Source organism: Nocardia callitridis, assembly GCF_039543305.1.
GTDB lineage: Bacteria > Actinomycetota > Actinomycetes > Mycobacteriales > Mycobacteriaceae > Nocardia > Nocardia callitridis.
Window position 1 is genome coordinate 143,007 of record NZ_BAABJM010000006.1, and the last position, 17,583, is coordinate 160,589.

Annotated in this window: 17 protein-coding genes; 3 read left to right on the forward strand and 14 right to left on the reverse strand. The window is 66.4% G+C overall.

The window, feature by feature from the left end; all coding sequences use genetic code 11:
• Positions 1-44: 44 nt before the first annotated feature.
• Positions 45-638 (reverse strand): winged helix-turn-helix transcriptional regulator, encoded by a 594-nt coding sequence (locus ABEA50_RS25100; protein WP_345498417.1) that lies wholly within the window; start codon positions 636-638, stop codon positions 45-47.
• A gap of 91 nt (positions 639-729) precedes the next feature.
• Here ABEA50_RS25100 and ABEA50_RS25105 point away from each other — a divergent pair, with 91 nt between their 5' ends.
• Complete coding sequence (locus ABEA50_RS25105) at positions 730-1,941, forward strand: pyridoxal phosphate-dependent aminotransferase (RefSeq protein ID WP_345498418.1); 1,212 nt, start codon at positions 730-732, stop codon at positions 1,939-1,941.
• Positions 1,942-2,145: 204 nt separating this feature from the next.
• Here ABEA50_RS25105 and ABEA50_RS25110 read toward each other — a convergent pair whose 3' ends face one another.
• The 10 genes from ABEA50_RS25110 to ABEA50_RS25155 all read right to left on the reverse strand — a co-directional run bounded on the left by ABEA50_RS25110 (position 2,146) and on the right by ABEA50_RS25155 (position 14,079).
• Entirely contained in the window at positions 2,146-3,096 is a 951-nt protein-coding gene (locus ABEA50_RS25110) for an amidohydrolase family protein (protein WP_345498420.1), read from the reverse strand.
• Between the two features lie 174 nt (positions 3,097-3,270).
• Entirely contained in the window at positions 3,271-4,047 is a 777-nt protein-coding gene (locus ABEA50_RS25115; protein ID WP_345498422.1) for an enoyl-CoA hydratase/isomerase family protein, read from the reverse strand.
• Positions 4,047-5,282, reverse strand: coding sequence for a CaiB/BaiF CoA transferase family protein (locus ABEA50_RS25120; RefSeq protein ID WP_345498423.1), 1,236 nt, complete (start codon positions 5,280-5,282; stop codon positions 4,047-4,049). The genes ABEA50_RS25115 and ABEA50_RS25120 overlap by 1 nt, the downstream gene beginning before the upstream one ends.
• Positions 5,279-7,441: a hydantoinase B/oxoprolinase family protein gene (locus ABEA50_RS25125; RefSeq protein WP_345498424.1), complete on the reverse strand. Its 2,163-nt coding sequence runs from the start codon at positions 7,439-7,441 to the stop codon at positions 5,279-5,281. Before ABEA50_RS25125 ends, ABEA50_RS25120 begins: the two co-directional genes overlap by 4 nt.
• A 55-nt stretch (positions 7,442-7,496) precedes the next feature.
• Positions 7,497-9,551 carry a hydantoinase/oxoprolinase family protein gene (locus ABEA50_RS25130; RefSeq protein ID WP_345498425.1) on the reverse strand — a complete coding sequence of 685 codons (2,055 nt, stop codon included), beginning with the start codon at positions 9,549-9,551 and terminating at the stop codon, positions 7,497-7,499.
• 37 nt (positions 9,552-9,588) lie between these two features.
• Positions 9,589-10,863 carry a hydroxymethylglutaryl-CoA reductase, degradative gene (locus tag ABEA50_RS25135; protein ID WP_345498427.1) on the reverse strand — a complete coding sequence of 425 codons (1,275 nt, stop codon included), beginning with the start codon at positions 10,861-10,863 and terminating at the stop codon, positions 9,589-9,591.
• A gap of 158 nt (positions 10,864-11,021) precedes the next feature.
• Positions 11,022-12,962 (reverse strand): helix-turn-helix domain-containing protein, encoded by a 1,941-nt coding sequence (locus tag ABEA50_RS25140; protein WP_345498429.1) that lies wholly within the window; start codon positions 12,960-12,962, stop codon positions 11,022-11,024.
• Positions 12,963-13,020: 58 nt separating this feature from the next.
• Positions 13,021-13,266, reverse strand: coding sequence for a microaggregate-binding protein 1 (gene mbp1 / locus ABEA50_RS25145; RefSeq protein ID WP_425577709.1), 246 nt, complete (start codon positions 13,264-13,266; stop codon positions 13,021-13,023).
• 112 nt (positions 13,267-13,378) lie between these two features.
• On the reverse strand, positions 13,379-13,714 hold the full coding sequence (locus tag ABEA50_RS25150; RefSeq protein ID WP_345498430.1) for a hypothetical protein: 336 nt from the start codon (positions 13,712-13,714) through the stop codon (positions 13,379-13,381).
• 29 nt (positions 13,715-13,743) lie between these two features.
• Positions 13,744-14,079, reverse strand: coding sequence for a plasmid stabilization protein (locus ABEA50_RS25155; RefSeq protein ID WP_345498432.1), 336 nt, complete (start codon positions 14,077-14,079; stop codon positions 13,744-13,746).
• A gap of 272 nt (positions 14,080-14,351) precedes the next feature.
• Between ABEA50_RS25155 and ABEA50_RS25160 the strand changes: the two genes are divergently transcribed.
• Positions 14,352-15,008, forward strand: coding sequence for a HemK2/MTQ2 family protein methyltransferase (locus ABEA50_RS25160; RefSeq protein WP_345498433.1), 657 nt, complete (start codon positions 14,352-14,354; stop codon positions 15,006-15,008).
• Positions 14,986-15,222 (forward strand): CDGSH iron-sulfur domain-containing protein, encoded by a 237-nt coding sequence (locus tag ABEA50_RS25165; protein ID WP_345498435.1) that lies wholly within the window; start codon positions 14,986-14,988, stop codon positions 15,220-15,222. Before ABEA50_RS25160 ends, ABEA50_RS25165 begins: the two co-directional genes overlap by 23 nt.
• On the opposite strand, the gene ABEA50_RS25170 is transcribed toward ABEA50_RS25165, so the two are convergent.
• The 3 genes from ABEA50_RS25170 to ABEA50_RS25180 form a co-directional block, all read right to left on the reverse strand.
• Positions 15,196-16,224, reverse strand: coding sequence for an iron-containing redox enzyme family protein (locus ABEA50_RS25170; protein WP_345498437.1), 1,029 nt, complete (start codon positions 16,222-16,224; stop codon positions 15,196-15,198). The genes ABEA50_RS25165 and ABEA50_RS25170 overlap by 27 nt on opposite strands.
• A 36-nt stretch (positions 16,225-16,260) precedes the next feature.
• Positions 16,261-16,455 carry a hypothetical protein gene (locus ABEA50_RS25175; RefSeq protein WP_345498439.1) on the reverse strand — a complete coding sequence of 65 codons (195 nt, stop codon included), beginning with the start codon at positions 16,453-16,455 and terminating at the stop codon, positions 16,261-16,263.
• 143 nt (positions 16,456-16,598) lie between these two features.
• Positions 16,599-17,576, reverse strand: a complete 978-nt coding sequence (locus tag ABEA50_RS25180) for a hydroxymethylglutaryl-CoA lyase (RefSeq protein ID WP_425577710.1) — start codon at positions 17,574-17,576, stop codon at positions 16,599-16,601.
• Positions 17,577-17,583: the final 7 nt, after the last annotated feature.

Sequence of the window (17,583 nt, forward strand, 5' to 3'; positions counted from 1 at the left end):
ATCCGGTGTTCTTCGCCCACGCCACCACGAGAGGAAACGCCCGGTCAGGTCTTCGCCGCGTGGTCGACGGGGTGTGCGTCGGGCAGTGTCACCGCACCGTTGACGACGCCGATCGCGGTATCCAGATCCAGGTGAAGTCGGTGATCGGGCTCGGCGGCGGGGCCGTCGTGATGGGTGACGGTGCGCGCGGCGTCGATGACGACATGGAAGACGTTGTCGCTGACGTGGACTTCGACAGTGCATGCCGAAACCTGTTGGGCCAGTGCGCGGCCGATCGGCAGGGCGAACCAGTGGGCGCGGATCGCGTCGGTCGGTCGGCGCTGCCCTAGCAGCGGAGTTCCCCATTCCGAGAGCGAGTCGAGCACCGGGCGTAATGCCGATCCGGCGTCGGTGAGTTCGTAGACCACGGTGCTCGCGCGCGCACCGACCTTGCGTTTGGTGAGGATGGCGTCGCGTTCCAGGTCTTTGAGGCGGGCGGCGAGGATGTCGGTGCTGATGCCGGGGAGGTCGGCGAACAGGTCGCTGTAACGGCGTGGGCCCGAGCTCAATTCGCGGACCAGCAGCAGGCTCCATCGGTCGCCCACGACGTCGAGGGCTCGGCTGACGGCGCAATAGTGATCGTGACTTCGGCGTGGCACACCCCCACCTTAACGCTCTGCTTGGAAATTCCAAGTGCATACTTGGAATTTCCAAGTACAGTGTGGGAGTCCTACCGAGAAGGGGTTGTTCATGCAGGTCAAGCAGTCCAGCAAGTTGCGAGGCGTCTCCTACGAGATCCGAGGGCCGGTGGCCGAACACGCGGCGCGGCTGGAGGCCGAGGGCCATCACGTGGTCAAGCTCAACACCGGCAATCCGCTGCTGTTCGGATTCGAGGCGCCGCCGGAGATCTTGCAGGACATCGTGCGCAATGTGCCCGCCTCCAGTGGCTACTCCATCTCGAAGGGCCTGCTTTCGGCGCGGCGCGCGGTCGTGCAGTACTACCAGACCCTCGGGTTGACCGAGGTCGACGTCGAGGAGGTGTTCCTCGGCAATGGCGTTTCGGAGCTGGTGATGATGACGCTCACCGCATTATTGGAGAACGGTGACGAAGTCCTCGTCCCCGCACCGGATTTCCCGCTGTGGACGGCTGCGACCACACTGAACGGCGGTCGCGCCGTGCATTACCTGTGCGACGAGGGCGCCGACTGGTATCCCGATATGGCGGATATCGAAGCCAAGATCACCGACCGCACCCGCGCGCTGGTGATCATCAACCCGAACAACCCGACCGGCGCGGTCTACCCGCCGGAAGTGCTCAGTGAACTGCTCGAGATCGCCCGCCGACACCAACTGATCGTGTTGTCGGACGAGATCTACGACAAGATCCGCTACGACGGCTCCACCCACACCGCAGCGGCGGCGCTCGCGCCGGACCTGTTGTGCCTGACCTTCTCCGGGTTGTCGAAGTCATACCGCTGTGCGGGATTTCGCTCCGGCTGGTTGGTGGTCTCGGGGCCGACACAGCACGCGGCGAGCTTCCTGGAAGGGCTCACGATGCTGGCCGGTATGCGGTTGTGCGCGAATGTTCCAGCGCAGCAAGCGATCCAGGCCGCCCTCGGTGGCCATCAGAGCATCTACGACCTCACCCTGCCCGGCGGGCGTCTGCGCGAACAACGCGACCGGGCGGTCGAGGCGCTCAACGCGATTCCCGGGATCAGTTGCGTCGAGCCCAAGGGGGCGCTCTACGCTTTCCCGCGCATCGACCTGAACATGTACCGCATCGAGGACGACGAACAATTCGTCCTCGACCTCTTGTTGCGGGAAAAGATCCACATCGTGCAGGGCACCGGCTTCAATTGGCCGCGCCCCGACCACTTTCGGATCATCACCCTGCCGCACGCCGACGATCTCGAAGCGATCATCGGCCGCATCGGGCGGTTTCTGGAAACCTACCGGCAGTGACCAGGTCCACGCCGGGAGGTGGTCGCAGCCGACGTAGCGTGCCGTCGAAAAGGCGTCGCATACAGGGCGGAACCGTCCTCGCCGGGTCCTCCGTGAACCGAGGCGGGGCCGAACGACCCCGCGCCTCGGCGGTTGTTCCCGACGCGGTGTGTTCCTGGCCGAAGCCCGCTCCGCGAGGAGTCTGTTTCACAGCGAAAGTGCTACCTACTCAGCCAAACCCAGCAGGTAGCGGGCATTGCGGGTGGTACTCGCTCGCCAACGCCGCCCCGAAGGATGCTCGACCTTGTCGAGGTCGGTGAGCGCGCGCAGCACGGCGGCGGGCGGCGTCCAGCAGTAGTCGCTGCCGTAGAGCAGTTGGTCGGTCTCCGCGATGGTGGCCAGCGCGGTGAGCTGCGGATCGAACGCGGTACCCGCGAGGTCGTAATAGAAGCCGCGCAACGACTCACGCACCGGTGGGCCGCCGTTGTTCGGGTCGAGCGTGCGGAACAGCTCCAGTCGGTCGGCGAGCAGGGGGAGCACGCCACCCGCGTGCGGGACGATCAGCCGCAGGTGCCGGTAGCGTTGCGCGGCCCCGCTGAGAATGAAATCGACTATGGTGCGGGCGGTTTCGAAAATGAATTCGATCATCGGCCGCGGATAGCCGAGGGCGGCCTCCTCGTGGCCGACACAGCTGGTCGGATGTAGGAAGACCACGGCCGCTCGCCGGTCCAGCTCCTCGAGCACCGGCTGAATACGCTTGTCGGCCAGGTAGATACCGGACACATTCGTCATCAGCGCGACTCCGTCGGCGCCGAGTTCGTCCAGGGCGTAGGCGATCTCGGCGAGTGCGGCATCCACATCGGGCAGTGGAAGCGAGGCGAAGTGCCCGAACCGATCCGGATGCTCGCGCCGCACCCCGGCGCCGAACTCGTTGATCGTGCGTGCCAATGCCTTGGCCTCGGCATCATCACCGAGATGCACGCCCGGCGACGACAGCGAGAGCACCGAACGCGCGATGCCCGCCTGATCCATCAAGTCGAGGTGCGTGTGCGCGTCCCAACGTGGCCAGTACGCCTCGGGCATGCCGTCGGGCTCGCGCTTGCCCGCCGTCTTGGCTGCCTCGATGTAGTCGTCGGTGGTGAAGTGCGCGTGGACGTCGATAAGCCCGTCGGTCATTTTCTGCCTCCGTTCCGAAGGCACGTCACGCTACTCTGTGCGAGAAGAATCCTCCGGCAGTCAGGACCGTCGGCGGCTTGGTGGCCATGGCTACGCCCCTGCGCTCGAGTCGGAGAAACTCCGTGGCGCGACCAGCAACGTACCCCTGGACCAGGAAGTATATGTCGCGGTCGCTCAATCCTGTTGGCGGCTGGGAAATTCCGGGGTCTCCCTCCGAGTGAACGCCCGCAGTCCTTCGTGTGCGTCCGGTGCGGCGAATGCCTGTTGGCCGTACAGGGCCTCGGCGTGGAAGGCGGCGTCCAGCGGCATATCCGACAGCTGGTGTACCGCTCGTTTGATCACCGCGAGGGCGTTGCCGGACAAGGTGGCCAGGTGCTCTGCCCACCGCATGGCGCGGTCCAGGACCTCGTCGGGCGCGACCACCCGGTTGATCAGTCCGAATTCGAGCGCCGTCCTGGCATCGAGCGGTTCGGCGAGCAACAGTAGCTCCATGGCGCGCGCGTAGGAGATCTGTCGGGTCAGTCGCGCCAGTGTCCCTCCCGCGGGCACCACACCGACTCCAGGTTCGGGCAAGCCGAATCGTGCCTCGGTGCTGGCGATTCGGAGATCGGTGGACAGCATGATCTCGAAACCGCCGCCGAGCGCGAGCCCATTGATCGCGCAGATGACGGGCTTGAACAGGCGCGTGTGTTTCTGGTGCGCACCATCCCACGCCGAGATATCGAAGCGACCCTGTGCGAGTGCGGGGATCGACTCGGTGAGATCCGCACCGACGCAGAAGGCACGTCCCGCGCCGGTGAGCACCACGGCCGCGACTGCCGCGTCGTCGCGCGCGGTGTCGAAAGCCAGTGCGAGTTCGTCGTACATCGAGAGCGTCAACGCGTTGAGCTTGTCGGGACGGTCGAGGGTGACCAGGGCGGTGCTGCCGTGTTTCTCGTAGCGCACGGTCATCAGATCGCTCCGCTTTCGCGCAGCGCGGAGATCTCGGCCTCGGAGTATCCCGCCAAGGTACGCAGGACCACGTCGGTGTGCTCGCCGACGTCATTGGCCCTACGACCCGGATTCGCCGGTGTCGCACTGAGTTTGATGGGCTGCCCGAACATCTCGAGGTCGCCGAGTTCGCCGTACTCGGCGCGCACGATCATCTCCCGCGCCTTGGTCTGCTCGGACTCGACTACTTCGCCGATGTCCTTGACCGCGGTCATCGGCACGCGATCACCGGCCATCTCCTCCAATTGCCGCTTGGTGTACCCGGCGAACCACCGGATGAGCGTCGGCCGCACCTTGCTCTGGTAGATGTCGGTGTCGAAGCGCTGCGGCATGGTCGCCAGGTCGGGGTCGTTCGCGGCATCCGCGTCGTTGAACATGCCGCACGCGATCCGCCAGAACTTGTCGGTGTAGCCGCCGAAGAAGACGTGTCCGTCCTTGCACGGGAACAACTCGTAGGGTCGGACGAACGGATGCTGATTGCCGAGCCGACCCGCCACCTTGCCGGTCACGGTGTAATCGACGACCGCCGATTCCGTCATCGCCACCACCGAATCCGTTTGCGCCACATCCACCAACTGCCCGTGTCCGGTCTGCTCCGCGTGCCGTAAAGCGGCGAGCGTGCCGATGACACCGAACAGGGTCGCCGACAAGTCGCCGATGATGGTGCCGACGCGCACCGCCGGTTGATCCGGGTAGCCGTTCATCGACCACAACCCACCCGAAGCCTGCGCGGTGTTGTCGTAGGCGGGGCGTCGACTCAGCGGACCGGTCTGCCCGTATCCGGAGATCGCGGTGTAGACCAGCCGAGGGTTGAGTTCGTGTAATACGTCGTATCCGACGCCGAGTTTGTCCATGGTCCCTGGACGGAAATTCTCCACCAGGATGTCGGCCTCGGACACCAGATCACGCAGGACCCGCTTGCCGTCGTCGGTGCCGAGGTCGATGGTGATACCCAGCTTGCCGCGGTTGTATTGACCGTAGAACGCGCTGAACTTCGTCGTCCCATTGTCGAGATAGGGCGGAAAGTCCCTGGTGTAGTCGGGATCTCGCGGATTTTCCACCTTGATCACCGTGGCACCGAGGTCGGCGAGAATCTGCGAGCAATACGGTCCCGCGACGACCCGTGAGATATCGAGGACCACCACACCGCGCAGCGCGCCCGCACCGCCACCGACGAGTTCTTCCAGACCGGTCATCGTGCGGGCTCCTGTGTGCTGACGGTGGTCGCGGCACCTTCGACGCGCACCCTGGCATCGAGCTGGGTTCCGCATTCGGGGCAGTAGTACTGGTCGAGGTATACCCGGCCGTCCTCGTCGCGACCCCGAATACGGACACCGAGCGCGCCCAGCGTGTCGGATGCGACCCCGCTGACGGTGTGGCAGCGGCCGACCCACGCGGTGTCGGTGCCGAGCGATGCCGCGCACGCGGGGCAACGCCATGCGGCGTCGGCGTCGAGCGTGGGGGAGACGAAAACCGCCGAATTCGAGGTGACCTCGCGTGTCGGTGCGGTACCGAGGCGCGCAGTGCGCGCGTGGGTGCGCAGATGTTCGGTCCCCGCGCGATCGACCTCGCCGTCGTCGGTCAAGGCCACGCCGTAGACACTGCTGGCCGCCTCTGCGGTGATGTAGGCGTCGCGTACGTCTGTGGCGACGGCATCCGCCGCGCGCAGCAGCGGATCGCCATAACCCCCACCACCCGCGCACCATTGGACGAACACGTCGCCCGCCGTGACCGTCAACCCGGTGTGGTTGATGTCGAGTAGCTGCCGCTCGTCGGTCTCCAAATGACCCTGCGACAATGCCAGTCCCTCCTCGATGAGGTTGCCCACGTTCGTGTTTCGCCATACCTCGTGCCCGCTGCCGCCACCGGGCAGGCCGCCGCCGAAGCCCTCGGCGGGAACCTGCGCGGTGGGTGCGAACACGGTTTGCACCACCGATCGCGCGCCGTGCAGGGTCCAGGCGAACTCCGTGCCGAGGCCGCCGCGGGTGCGGCCGTGACCGGCACTCGACAAGGACAGCCGTTTCCACAGGTAGAGCACCGGGTACAGCATTTCGTTCATCTCGACGTCCGGCAGCATGTTGTTGACCTGGGTCATCATCCCCGCGCAATCCAGGCCGTCGTTGTCGGGTTGCGCGCCGGCGCCGACACCGCCACCGTCCATGTTGAACAGCACGGTGTAGTCGCCCTTGTCGGTGACGCCCGCCGAGATGCCGCCGGTCCACGAGTCCGCCCACAGCCCCTGGGTGCGTTTGCGGATCTGTTCGTCGGCGCTGGTCCTGCACAACTCGTTGAGCAATTTGGTGACCACCCGGCTCACCCGTGCGCCGGTCGTCAAGTGCCCGTTGCTGATCGGTGCCGGTGGCACCGGGTCGACGATGCTGCCGCGCCGAGTTCGCACCCCGAAGGCCGTTACCACGCCCTCGTTGAAGGGAACGTCCCAGGCGAGGATGGGCACCAGCGCGCTCGCGACGCTGCCGAGTAGCGCACCGTAGGAGCAGTTCACGAATCCCGCTGTCTGATCGCTGGATTCGGTGAAGTCGAAGGAAATGTCGGCACCGGACTTGGTGAGCGTGCAGTGCACCCGATACAGCCCGTTCTCGTGACCGTTGTGCTCGGTCCATTCCTCGGCCTGCCACACGCCGTCGGGCAGCAACCGTACCCGTTCGCGCACAACATGTTCGGCGAGGCGGAAGCTGAGCTCCGAGTACTCGCGGAAGTCCGCGAGGCCGAATTCCTCGACGGCCTCCAGTAAGCGGGAGATACCGGTGTTGTTGCTGGCGACGAGGCTGCGGACGTCGTTCCAGTACAGCACCGGTTGGCGAACATTGTTGAGCAGCAGGCGTTTGGTCGACTCGACCGGCTTATCCTGCTCGAATACCCTGACCCCCGGCGGAATTCGCACAGCCTCGCTGTAACAGTCCAGGGCGGCGGGCGCGAATCCACCCGGTGTCATCCCGCCGACATCGACGAGATGGGCTTGCGACTGCGCCCACGCGATCAGCTCGCCACGGTGGAACACCGGTGAGATCACCGTCGTGTCCGGCGGATGACTCGAACCAGAAGTGTGTGGGTCGTTGCAAATGAAGGCGTCCCCTGGCCGAACCTGTTCGTCGGCAATGGTTTTGATCAAGTTTCGGACGGCTACACCGCCCGAGCCGATGTGGAACTGGACGTAATCGGAGTAGCTGTAGATCCGACCGTCCGGGGTGAACAGCGCGGTATTGAAATCGCCCGCCTCGGTGATCACGGGTGAACCGCTGGAGCGGATCATCGCGATGCCCATTTCCTCGACGATGGCATCCAGGCGCATGCGGATGACTTCGAGGGTGACCGGGTCGTTGGTGGCAGCGGTCATGACATTTCTCCTGGTGCGAGTCGGTGCGGTCGGCGCGAACGCGGTCGGCGCGAGATCACTGCGCGCCGAGTTCGATGAGCAGATGGTCGGCGGCGACTCGAAGGGTGGCACCGCGCGGAACGAAGATGGTGGTGTCGGGTTCCTCCAGCACGCACGGACCCGAAATCGGTGCGCTGGCATGGAAGATGTCGCGGTGCACGTCGACCTCGACGCGTTCGGCGGTGGTCGGATCGATGATCTCGCGCCGCGTGGTTGTCACCTCGCGCGAATCGTCGACCTGGTGGGTCACCGCCTGCACATCGCTGAAACCGGTCGCGCGTACGCGCGCGTTGATGAGCAGGATCTCGGCCTCGGTCCACGCGGTGCCGAGCCCGAATTCCGACTCGTAGTCTTCGATGAATCGTTGCCGCAGCGCGTCCTTGTCGGCGTCGGTGAAGGTGGTGGCGGGCAGCCGGGTGGTGACCTCGAAGATCTGGCCCGAGAACTTCATGTCGGCTTCCCTGATGACCTCGCGGCGATCCTCCGGTACGCCTTCGGCCTCGAACCAGTCGAGCGCGCGCTGCTGCAACCTGCTGAAGGTTCGTTCCAGATCGCTTGCCGGAGCACCGAAGTCCCACGGGCTCGTCTGCACGATCGAGTAGATGCTGTCGGCGTGCATGAGTCCGTAGGCGGAGAACACCGCCGCGTTGCGGGGGATCACCACGCTGCGCACGCCCACGTGCTCGCCGATCGCCGCCGCGAACAGTCCGCACGCGCCGCCGAAGGCGATCATCGCGAATTCGCGCGGATCGTGGCCCCGGTTGACGGTGATCTTGCGCAGCGCGTTCGCCATCTGGGCCACGGTCAAGCGGTAGATCCCCTGCGCCGCACGGTCAGTCGGCACACCGAGCGGAGTGCCCACATGGTGCGCGATGGCCGCTTCGGCGCTGTGCGCGTCGAGCTCGACAGTGCCGCCGAGGTAGTAATCGGGGTTGAGCAGTCCCATCGTCAAGGTGGCGTCGGTGACGGTCGGGTGCTCGCCGCCACGGCCGTAGCAGGCGGGCCCTGGCGTGGAACCCGCGCTGTGCGGGCCAACCCGCAGGACTCCGCGCTCGTCCACCCAGGCGATGGAACCGCCACCGGCGCCGATGGATTCGATATCCACCGCGGTCAGGCTGGTCGGCCATTCGCCGACCATGGCGCGCGGCGAGACCCGGAACTCGCCGTCGACGATGGCGGCCGCGTCCAGGCTGGTTCCGCCCATGTCGGCGGTGAGAATCTTGTTCCAGCCCAGGCTGTTACCCACCAGGCGCGCGCCGGTGACGCCGCCGACCGGGCCCGAATTGAACATCGCGATCGGCGCCTTGCTGGTTTCCTCTACCGAGAGGAACCCGCCGTGCACCTGCATGATCTGGACCGGACAGCGCAGGCCGCGGTGACGCAGATCATTGGCGAGCTGGCTGAAATGGCTGCTGACAATGGGTTTGACGGCCGCGTCGAGCGTGGTCGTCACCATTCGCTCGTACTCGCGGTAGACGGGTGTCAGCGCGGACGACGTGGAGTAGGGCAGGTCGGGATGATGCTTGTCGAGGTAGTCGGCGACGGCCTGCTCGTGCGCCGCGTTGCGGAAGCTCCAGAGGAAACACACCGCGATCGCCTCGGCTCCTCCGGCGAGCAGATCTTCGACCGCCGCGCGAATGTCGTCCTCTTTGATCGGGACCAGAATGTGTCCGTCGGCGTCGACGCGTTCGGTGATCTCCCGGATATCCGCGCGCGCGAGAATATCCGCGCGGGGGAGCAGGTCGTGCGGGTCGCGGGCGCTGCCACGCGCGGAGCGACTGATGCGCAGGCAATCGCGGAAGCCCGCGGTGGTCAGCAAACCGATCGGCGCGAACTTCCGCTCGTCCACGGCGTTGGTGACGATCGTATTGCCGAGGACGAACCGGCTGATGTTGTCGAAGAACGCGGACTCGTCGAGGTCGAGGCGCGATCGCAGCACCTCCAACGCACCGCTGATCCCGGTCGTCACATCCTTGGTGGAGAACGCTTTGCCGCGAACCGCGCGGCCATCGGCGATCGCTACGGCGTCGGTGAAGGTGCCACCGACGTCGATGCCGACATGAATGGACATGAGAACTCCTTTGTTTTCAAATCTCTCGGCTCGGCGGTCAGCGCGTGGCGCGGAGCTCGGCGAGGATGGTCTTCGCGTGCTCGGCGCGAATGTTCTGATCGGCGATCAGGCGCTCGACCACCCGATCGAGTTCGGTGCTCGTGGCACCCGCCGTGGCCGCGATGGTTCTGGCGTGCAGGCTCATGTGTCCGCGCTGAATGCCCTCGGCGGCCAGCGCGCGGCACGCTCCGAGGTTTTGCGCCAGGCCCACGGCCACGATGATCTCCGCGAGTTCGGTGGCGGTGGCGACATCGAGAATCCGCACCGCCGCCTTGGCGACGGGGTGCACCTTCGTCGCGCCACCCACCAGGCCGACCGCCATCGGGGTCTCCAATGTTCCCGACAGGTGGCCTTCGGGGGTGCGCTCGAAATGCGACAGCGCGCTATAGCGACCATCGGGGCCCACCGCGTGCGAGTGGCAGCCCGCCTCCACCGCCCTGGTGTCGTTGCCGGTCGCCAGTACCGCCGCGGTGATGCCGTTCATGATCCCTTTGTTGTGGGTCGCCGCGCGGTAGGGGTCGGCTTCGGCGAACGCCGAGGCGTGCACGATGTTGTCGACGATCTCCGCGCCGCCGAGTAAATCCTTGTCGAAGATCGCGCGCGCCCTGACCAGTCTGCGATCGGCCTTGTTGGTCAGAATGCGCAGCAGCGAGCGGCCACCGGAGATTTCGGCAAGCCGCGGCGCGACCGCCTCCGCCATGGTGTTCACGGCATTGGCGCCCATGGCGTCCCGGACATCGACCACCAGGTGGACGATCACGTGGGTGCCGGTGCGGGTCGCCACCAGACGTACGTCGAGTCCTTGCACGCCGCCGCCGAATTCGACGAGCTTCGGGTCGAGCGCGTCGGCGGCCGCAACGATCTCCTCGGTGGCCTCGAGGATGCGCAACCGGGCCGCCTCGGGGTCGGTGACCTCGACGAGTTGGATCTGCGCCTGCATGACGGGCCCGCTGTGCGAGGTGTGGAATCCGCCGTGTACCCGTGCCATTCGTGCGGCATTGCTGGCGGCCGCGACGACCGACGGTTCCTCGGTGGCCATCGGCACGAGCCGGTCGACGCCGTTGACGGTGAAATTGGTCGCGATGCCCACCGGGACCGCGAGCGTGCCGATGACGTTCTCGACCATGTGATCGGCCGAGGACACATCGAGCCCCGACCTCGGATCGAACACGGCGAGCTCATCGGCCGACAGTCCCCGGCGTTCGGCGACGATCGCACGGCGTTCGTCGACCGTCGCGTCCTTGAATCCGGGGATTCTGCTACTGGTGCCCACTTCGACTCCTCCACAACATGTTTCGCCCACCGGGTGCGTGGCGCTGGCCCCTGGAGCAGCGGCTGCTCTGTGCTGCGCCACACTGCTCGACGCTAGAGTGCGCTAGGACACACCACTATGTGTTGTGCACCCGTTGTATGGATCGATGTATGTGGTGTTCACCCATCGCCGAAGGTGCGGGGTCGCGCGCCGAGTGCGCGTAGCTCCTCCAGTCGGACGGCCGTGGAGATCCGGTAAAGCTGCTGGTCGGTGCGCCACTGCTCGCCGAGTAGCGCCTTCAGTCGGTCGAGCCGTTGCAGGATGGTGTTGGGGTGGTAGTTGAGTGCTCGCGCCGTCTTGGTGGGGCTGGCGTCGTTGCGCACGAAGGCGCGCAGGGTGGCGATGAGGTCGGTGTTGTGGGCGGCGTCGTAGGCGAGTACGTGCCCGATCGTCGCGTCGACGAACTGTGCGAGACCCTGCGGGTTGTGTGCGAACAGCACCGAGAAGATCTCGTACTCGGCGGTGTCGACGGTGGCGTCGGTGATCCGCAGGGCGTCGAGCAGGCGCGCGGTGCGCAGTGTGGTGTCGAACGCCGAGGGTAGATCGTCCGGCGTCGCGGCCAGTGGTGGTGCGAGCGCGAGCACCTGGGTGTCGAAGTCGCGGATCGCGATGTCGCGCATGGTCGCCGCCGTGGTTCGAGGATCGTCCGAATGTGTCACCGCCGCAACCGTTCCCGCGACCTCGGCGATCATCGTTCCCGGTGCGGACAGCTGGGTGAGATGACGGGCGAGCGCGCCGCGCAGGTCGGGATCGATCACCAGGGTGACGACCGTGTTCAGTTCGGCGAGCACGACACCGTGGTTGCGCAGCCGCCGAGCCAGATCGCGTCGACGTTCCGGGGCCGCGTCGAGCAGATCGGCGACCAACTCCGCGCGGGTGCGTCGGTCGGCGTCGTCGGCGGCATTGTGCTGCAACGTGAGCAGCGAACACACCTGCGCGGCGCGCTCGATGGTCCGCTTGTCGACCGGGCCCATCGCCAGCGCGCCGTGACTCAGCAGCAGTGCGCCGTAGTAGTCGGCACCCGCGGTGATCGCCGCGACGGCTTCGACTTCGGCGTGCCGCTCGACGACACAACAGTGACCGGTCGCGCGGCTGCGTCGCAGCGCGGTGCGAACGGTCGCGGATCGTGCTGCGGCGGTGTCGATCCCGTCGGGGCGACCGGATCGCGCGGTGATGTTCGCGTCGGCGTCGATGATCGTCACACTGCGCCCCAGCGCCTGCGCGACCGTACTCGCGAGCGCGGGAAATCCCTTGCCGGTCAACACGATCTGAATCAATTGCTGGTGCACGATATTCGAGCGGTCGCGCGCCTCGACGTGCTCGCTCAACCGGCCGAAGGCTTGGCGCGTGTCGTCCTCGGATTCCCTGAGCTGCTTCAGAATTCCCGCAGTTTGCATCACCACCGACGCGTGATCGGCCAACGCCGACAGCAGCGCCGTCTCCTCTGCCGTGAAGACGTGCTCGTGTCGGGTCGCGGCGAACAGCACGCCGAGCACCGTGTCCTCGGTGAGCATGGGGACGCCGAGAATGGAGACGATGCCCTCGGCGGACACCGCGTCATCGATGGCCAGGTCGTGCGGGTCGCCCGCGTAGTCGCGGTAGCGCTGCGTCCACTGCGCGGTGCGGGACGCGGTGATTCCCGAGGCCAGGCCCTTGCCCGGCGGCACCCGCAGATTCTGGAACTGCGGGGTGACCGCGCCGACGGTCTTACGCACCCGCAGCTCACGAGTGGCGGGCGCGAATTCCGACAGGTAAGTGACGTCGGTGCCCATCAGCTCGTGTGCGCGGGTGACGACGCGGGTGAGCAGGGTGTCCAGGTCGCGGGACTCGGCGAGCTCGCGAGCGCTGGAGAACAACACCGTCAGCTCATGCTCGCGTCGTCGTAACCGTGACAACTCGCCGTGTAGGCGGCCGAGCACCCTGCTCAGCTCCGATCGTTCGCGGTCGGTGCCGCCGAGTTGTTCGACCGCCACCGGGATGTCGCCGTCCTGAACGTCGCCGCCGACCATGTCGGCCAGCAGGCGAGCGATCAGGGTGTCGGGCGGGGTGGTGTCGAACATGGATGTCAGCTTGCCTGATCACCCTTCGGCGCATGCCTGCGATCATGCGCCGATTCGGTTACCGATCTTGTTCGTGGCTGGATTGCCGTGCCTCGTTGGCGTCGGCTTCGGCGCGAGCCTTCTTCGCCTCGGCCTCCTTTTCGGCGGCGGTGCGCTGAGCGTCGGCCTTGTCCTGTTGCGCATGGCCTTCGCGGCGCAGCTCGTCGTTGTCGGTGACGGCCCCGAAGGCCTCCTTGGCCTTGCCCTTGACGCCTTCGACGATGCCTTCGACGCCTTCTTGCGCGCCACGTTCCTGTTCGGCCACGATGGGTCACCTTTCTGTCGTCTTGCACGGACGTGGGACGCCTACCCCAACTTTCGCCGAGCAATCGCTACGAGCGAACTCGATTCGGCGATCAGCCCGGTCGCGGCTTCGGTCATTCGCCGTCATGGGCGACGAAACCGCTCGCGAGCACGAGATACACCAGCGCGAAGGTGAGCAGGAACCAGCCTGCGCCCTGCCAGATCGGCCACGCGCCGCCGCGGCGCCACGTGCGAATGGTCTGGGTGAACGCCGTCAACGTGCCCACCAGCAGGATCGCTGACGGGATGACGGCGACGAGATAGCGCGGCGAAACCCACACCCCGAACACGACCATGGCGATCAGCGCCGCGACTACGACGCCGAGGACCAGGATGCCCGCGTGCCGCGAGGCCGAGGGGTCGTGCCAACGCTTCTCGACATCGTTGTCGCTCATCGGGTGTTCGCTCATGCTGTGGTTGTCCTGTCATGACCCGGCTGTCACGGCTTGTCGAGTGCTTTCTGTAGCTGTCCCTTGGTCATGGTCGAACGTCCGGAGATCCCGCGCTCCTTGGCCTCGTTGTAGAGCTGGTCCTTGGTGAGGCCACCGGGGCCGAGGCGATTGCCCGCGCGTTGACCACCGCGCTTCTGCGGCGACATGTCCCTGGTCGAGGTCTTGCTGGCCTGCTTGGCCTCACCACTCTGCGCCCGGTTCTTGTTCACCGTGCGCGCGGCGATCTCCTTTGCCCTGCGTTGGCTCGCTCCGCGCTCGCGTTCCGAGGACCTGATGTGCTCGTATTCGCGTTCGCGTTTGTCGCTCCATTGCTGCTGCGGCATGGGTACCTCCTCGTTGTGGGGGTCGTGCTGCCGCGCTACCCGGATTCGGCCTAGGGAAACAGTGTGAACTCGTCGTGCGCCTTGAAGGTTCTGTGCTATCTCGCCGCCACTTGTTCCAGCGGACGACGTTGTCCAGCGGGAGGGGACGTGCCCATGGTGCGGGCGATTCGTAGAGCGTGTGCGACAGGGAGCGTGTGCGACAGGGTGGGCAGGCGCACTGAGGGCTTGCCTGGCCTCGGTTTCGATGAACGGAACCGAGGTATCCGAAGCGGATGAGCCTGTTCTGTCCGCCCGGTGTGTACCGGCCGCAAGCCGATACCCGGTTGTTGCAGCGAGCGGCGAGAGAGGCGGCGCTGCCGCACCGGCCGCGCGTTCTCGATCCGTGTACGGGATCGGGTGCGTTGGCTATCGGCGCCGCGCGTTCGGGTGCCTCGACGGTGACCGCGGTGGATGTGTCGTGGCGTTCGATCGCCGCCGCGTGGCTCAACAGTCGCAAACTCGGTGTTTCGCTCGAGCTGGTGCGCGGCGATTTCGCGGACGTGCTCGGCGGACGCGAGTTCGACGTGGTGCTGGCCAACCCGCCCTATATTCCGTGTCCCGACTCGGACGCGACCTCGGGTGTCGCGCGGGCCTGGAACGGTGGCACCGACGGCCGGACTGTCGTGGACACTCTGTGCACGCTGCTGCCCGGTCTGCTCACGCGCGATGGGGTCGCGTTGATCGTGCACTCCGCACTGTGCGGCACGCACGAGACGGTGCGCGCCTTACGTGCGCACGGCTTGAAGGCGTCGGTGGTGGCCAGGCAGACGATTCCGTTCGGCCCGGTGTTGCGGCAGCGCAGTGCGTGGTTGGAGGAGCGCGGGCTGATCGGCCGCGGCGAACGCTTCGAGGAATTGGTGGTGATCCGTGCCGAAAGCATCGAACGGTGACCGTCGCAGGATCACCTTCGTCCCCCAGGGCCCCGCACTGGTCGAGGGACCGGTGGAGTTGGTGCGCGAAGACGGCACGAGCGTGTGCTCGGATCGGTTTCTGGTGGCGGTGTGCCTGTGTCGACGCAGCAAGACCTACCCGTTGTGCGATACCAGCCACCGCAAGCGTCGGCGCAGGACCGACGAGTCAACCCACGGCGAGCGGGGTCAGTAGCGAGCTGAGCCCGGACTGCCAGCTTTCGAGCAGATGGCTGGCGAGCCGATCTTCCAGCAGGTTCGTGACCTGGATCCCGAGGACCATCGACTCCGCGAGTTCGGGTTCGCGCGCGAGCATGTCGGCGATCACGTCACGGCGCATCACCTGCTCGTGTACCGCGTCGGCTTCTACGTGTTCGGTGTAGAACCGGATGCATTCCGGTGCGGCACCGAACTTTTCGAGTATCTCGACGAGTTGTCGCGATGCGGGCGGCGAGGTGATCTCGACGGTGGCGAAGTGGCCGACCAGCGCGCCGCGCAGGTTTCGATGCAGACCGAACAACGACATCATGTTGACGATCGCCAGCATCGGCGCGGGCACGGAGTCGAAGTAATGCAGGTATCCGTCGTCGAGACCCGCCGCGTGCAGCAGATCGGCGTACAGGCGTGCGTGCACGCGCTCGGCGTGCCCGCCCCCGAACTCGTCGAATTCGACTGCGACCAGCGAAGCTTTGGCCTGGCCCGAGAGGCGGGGGATCGCCCACACGTAGGGGTCGGCCTCCTTGTGGTGGTACATGGACCTGTGCACGAAGTATTCGAGCACCTGCGTCCATCCACCCTCGTCACGCAGGTAATCGCCGACGCCACCGCCGTCTGACGGCGCCAACAGTTCGCCCATCTCGTCGTCCACGTCCGCGCCACCGGTCACCTCGCGGCGAAGGGCATCGAGAAAATGCCGCTCCAGGCTTGCCCGCACGCGCAGCAGTTCGGGTGCCCACTCCCACTCCGCCGAGACACCGGCATACCCGTGGTAGTGCAGTTCGTAGCACAGATGCAGCGCGACTTGGAGGTCGTCGCCGTAGGGGTCGACGCCCGCCAAATCGAGCAGCGCGGATCCGGCGGGGAGCTCCTCGCGAAGCATCCCCAGCACCAGCGCCGACAGCTCACCGCGCGGATTCGGCAGCATCGGCGAATCGGACGCTGCCGGTTCGTTGTGGTGCGGAACGCGCAGGTCGGTCATGGGGCGCACGCCCTTCTCGGTCGAATGTCCTGCGCCTCAGGCGGGCGCGGGGAGAGCCGGTTCGACGCGAAAGTCGCGTTCCAGCTCCTGCAACAGCAGAACACGCCGATGGCCCCCTTGGAAGGGTTCGATCTCGGCGTACGGGATCGGATTGCGGCGGATCGCCGTCACACGGATCGCGTTTTCGGCGTTGTCGCGACGAACCATCCTCGCGCCGGGGGTGATCACCATGTCGGGTCGGGACCTTTCTGCTCGCGGATTGTGTTGTTCGGGCGTCTACCCGGCAGCTCGCGAGGCAAACCGGGTCACGGCGACCAGTCTCGGTCGTGCGAGGTTCTGCCGCTCGACTCATGACGCCGCGCTCGACTCACGACTCAGTCGCGCCCCGCTGCCGCGAGTGCGGTGACGACCCGGGACGGACAGGGATGCCCGACGTGGTCGGCGATCCACCGCGAGGTGCTGGCCAACGCGTGCAGGTCGATACCCGTCGCGATGCCGAGGCCGTGCAGCATCCACACCAGATCCTCGGTGGCGAGATTTCCGGTGGCGCCCTTCGCGTACGGGCAGCGTCCGAGTCCGCCTGCCGCACTGTCGAATTCGATGATGTCCGCGGTCAGCGCCGCGTAGACGTTGGTCAATGCTTGGCCGTAGGTGTCGTGGAAGTGCATCGCCAACGCCGAAGTGGGGACCCCGGCTGTGGACAGCGCATCGATCAGGGCGTGCACGTGACCCGGGGTGGCGACACCGATCGTGTCGCCGATCGAGAGGCTCGCGCACCCGAGCTCCCGTAGTCGCTCGGCCACCGCGACCACCGCGTCGAGCCGGACCGGACCTTCCCACGGATCCCCGAAAGCCATCGAAATGTACGCGCGCACCGGCAGTCCGGCCGCGCGTGCTCCCGCGATCACGGGTTCGGCCGAGCGTAACGCTCCCGCGATCGTGGTGTTGAGGTTGCGCTGGGCGAATGTCTCTGTCGCGGAAACGAAGACGGCGATCTCGGTGGCGCCGCAGGCCAAGGCGCGGTCGAGACCGCGCTGGTTGGGCGCGAGCACCACGGTGCGCACCGACTCGGGCAGCGCCGTCGCCGGATCGGACACCACGCGCCGCATGAGCTCCTCGGCATCGGCCAATTGCGGCACCCATTTCGGGGACACGAAGCTGGTGAGTTCCAGGTCGGTGACACCGGCGGCGACCAGGCGTCGACAGAACTCGGCCTTGATCTCCACCGGCACCGTCGCCGCTTCCGCCTGCAAACCGTCGCGCGGGCCCACCTCGTAGACCCGCACCCGGCTCGGTAGGCCGCCACGCGGATCGGTATGCGGAATCGGTTGTGGTGACCACACATTCGACACGATCGTT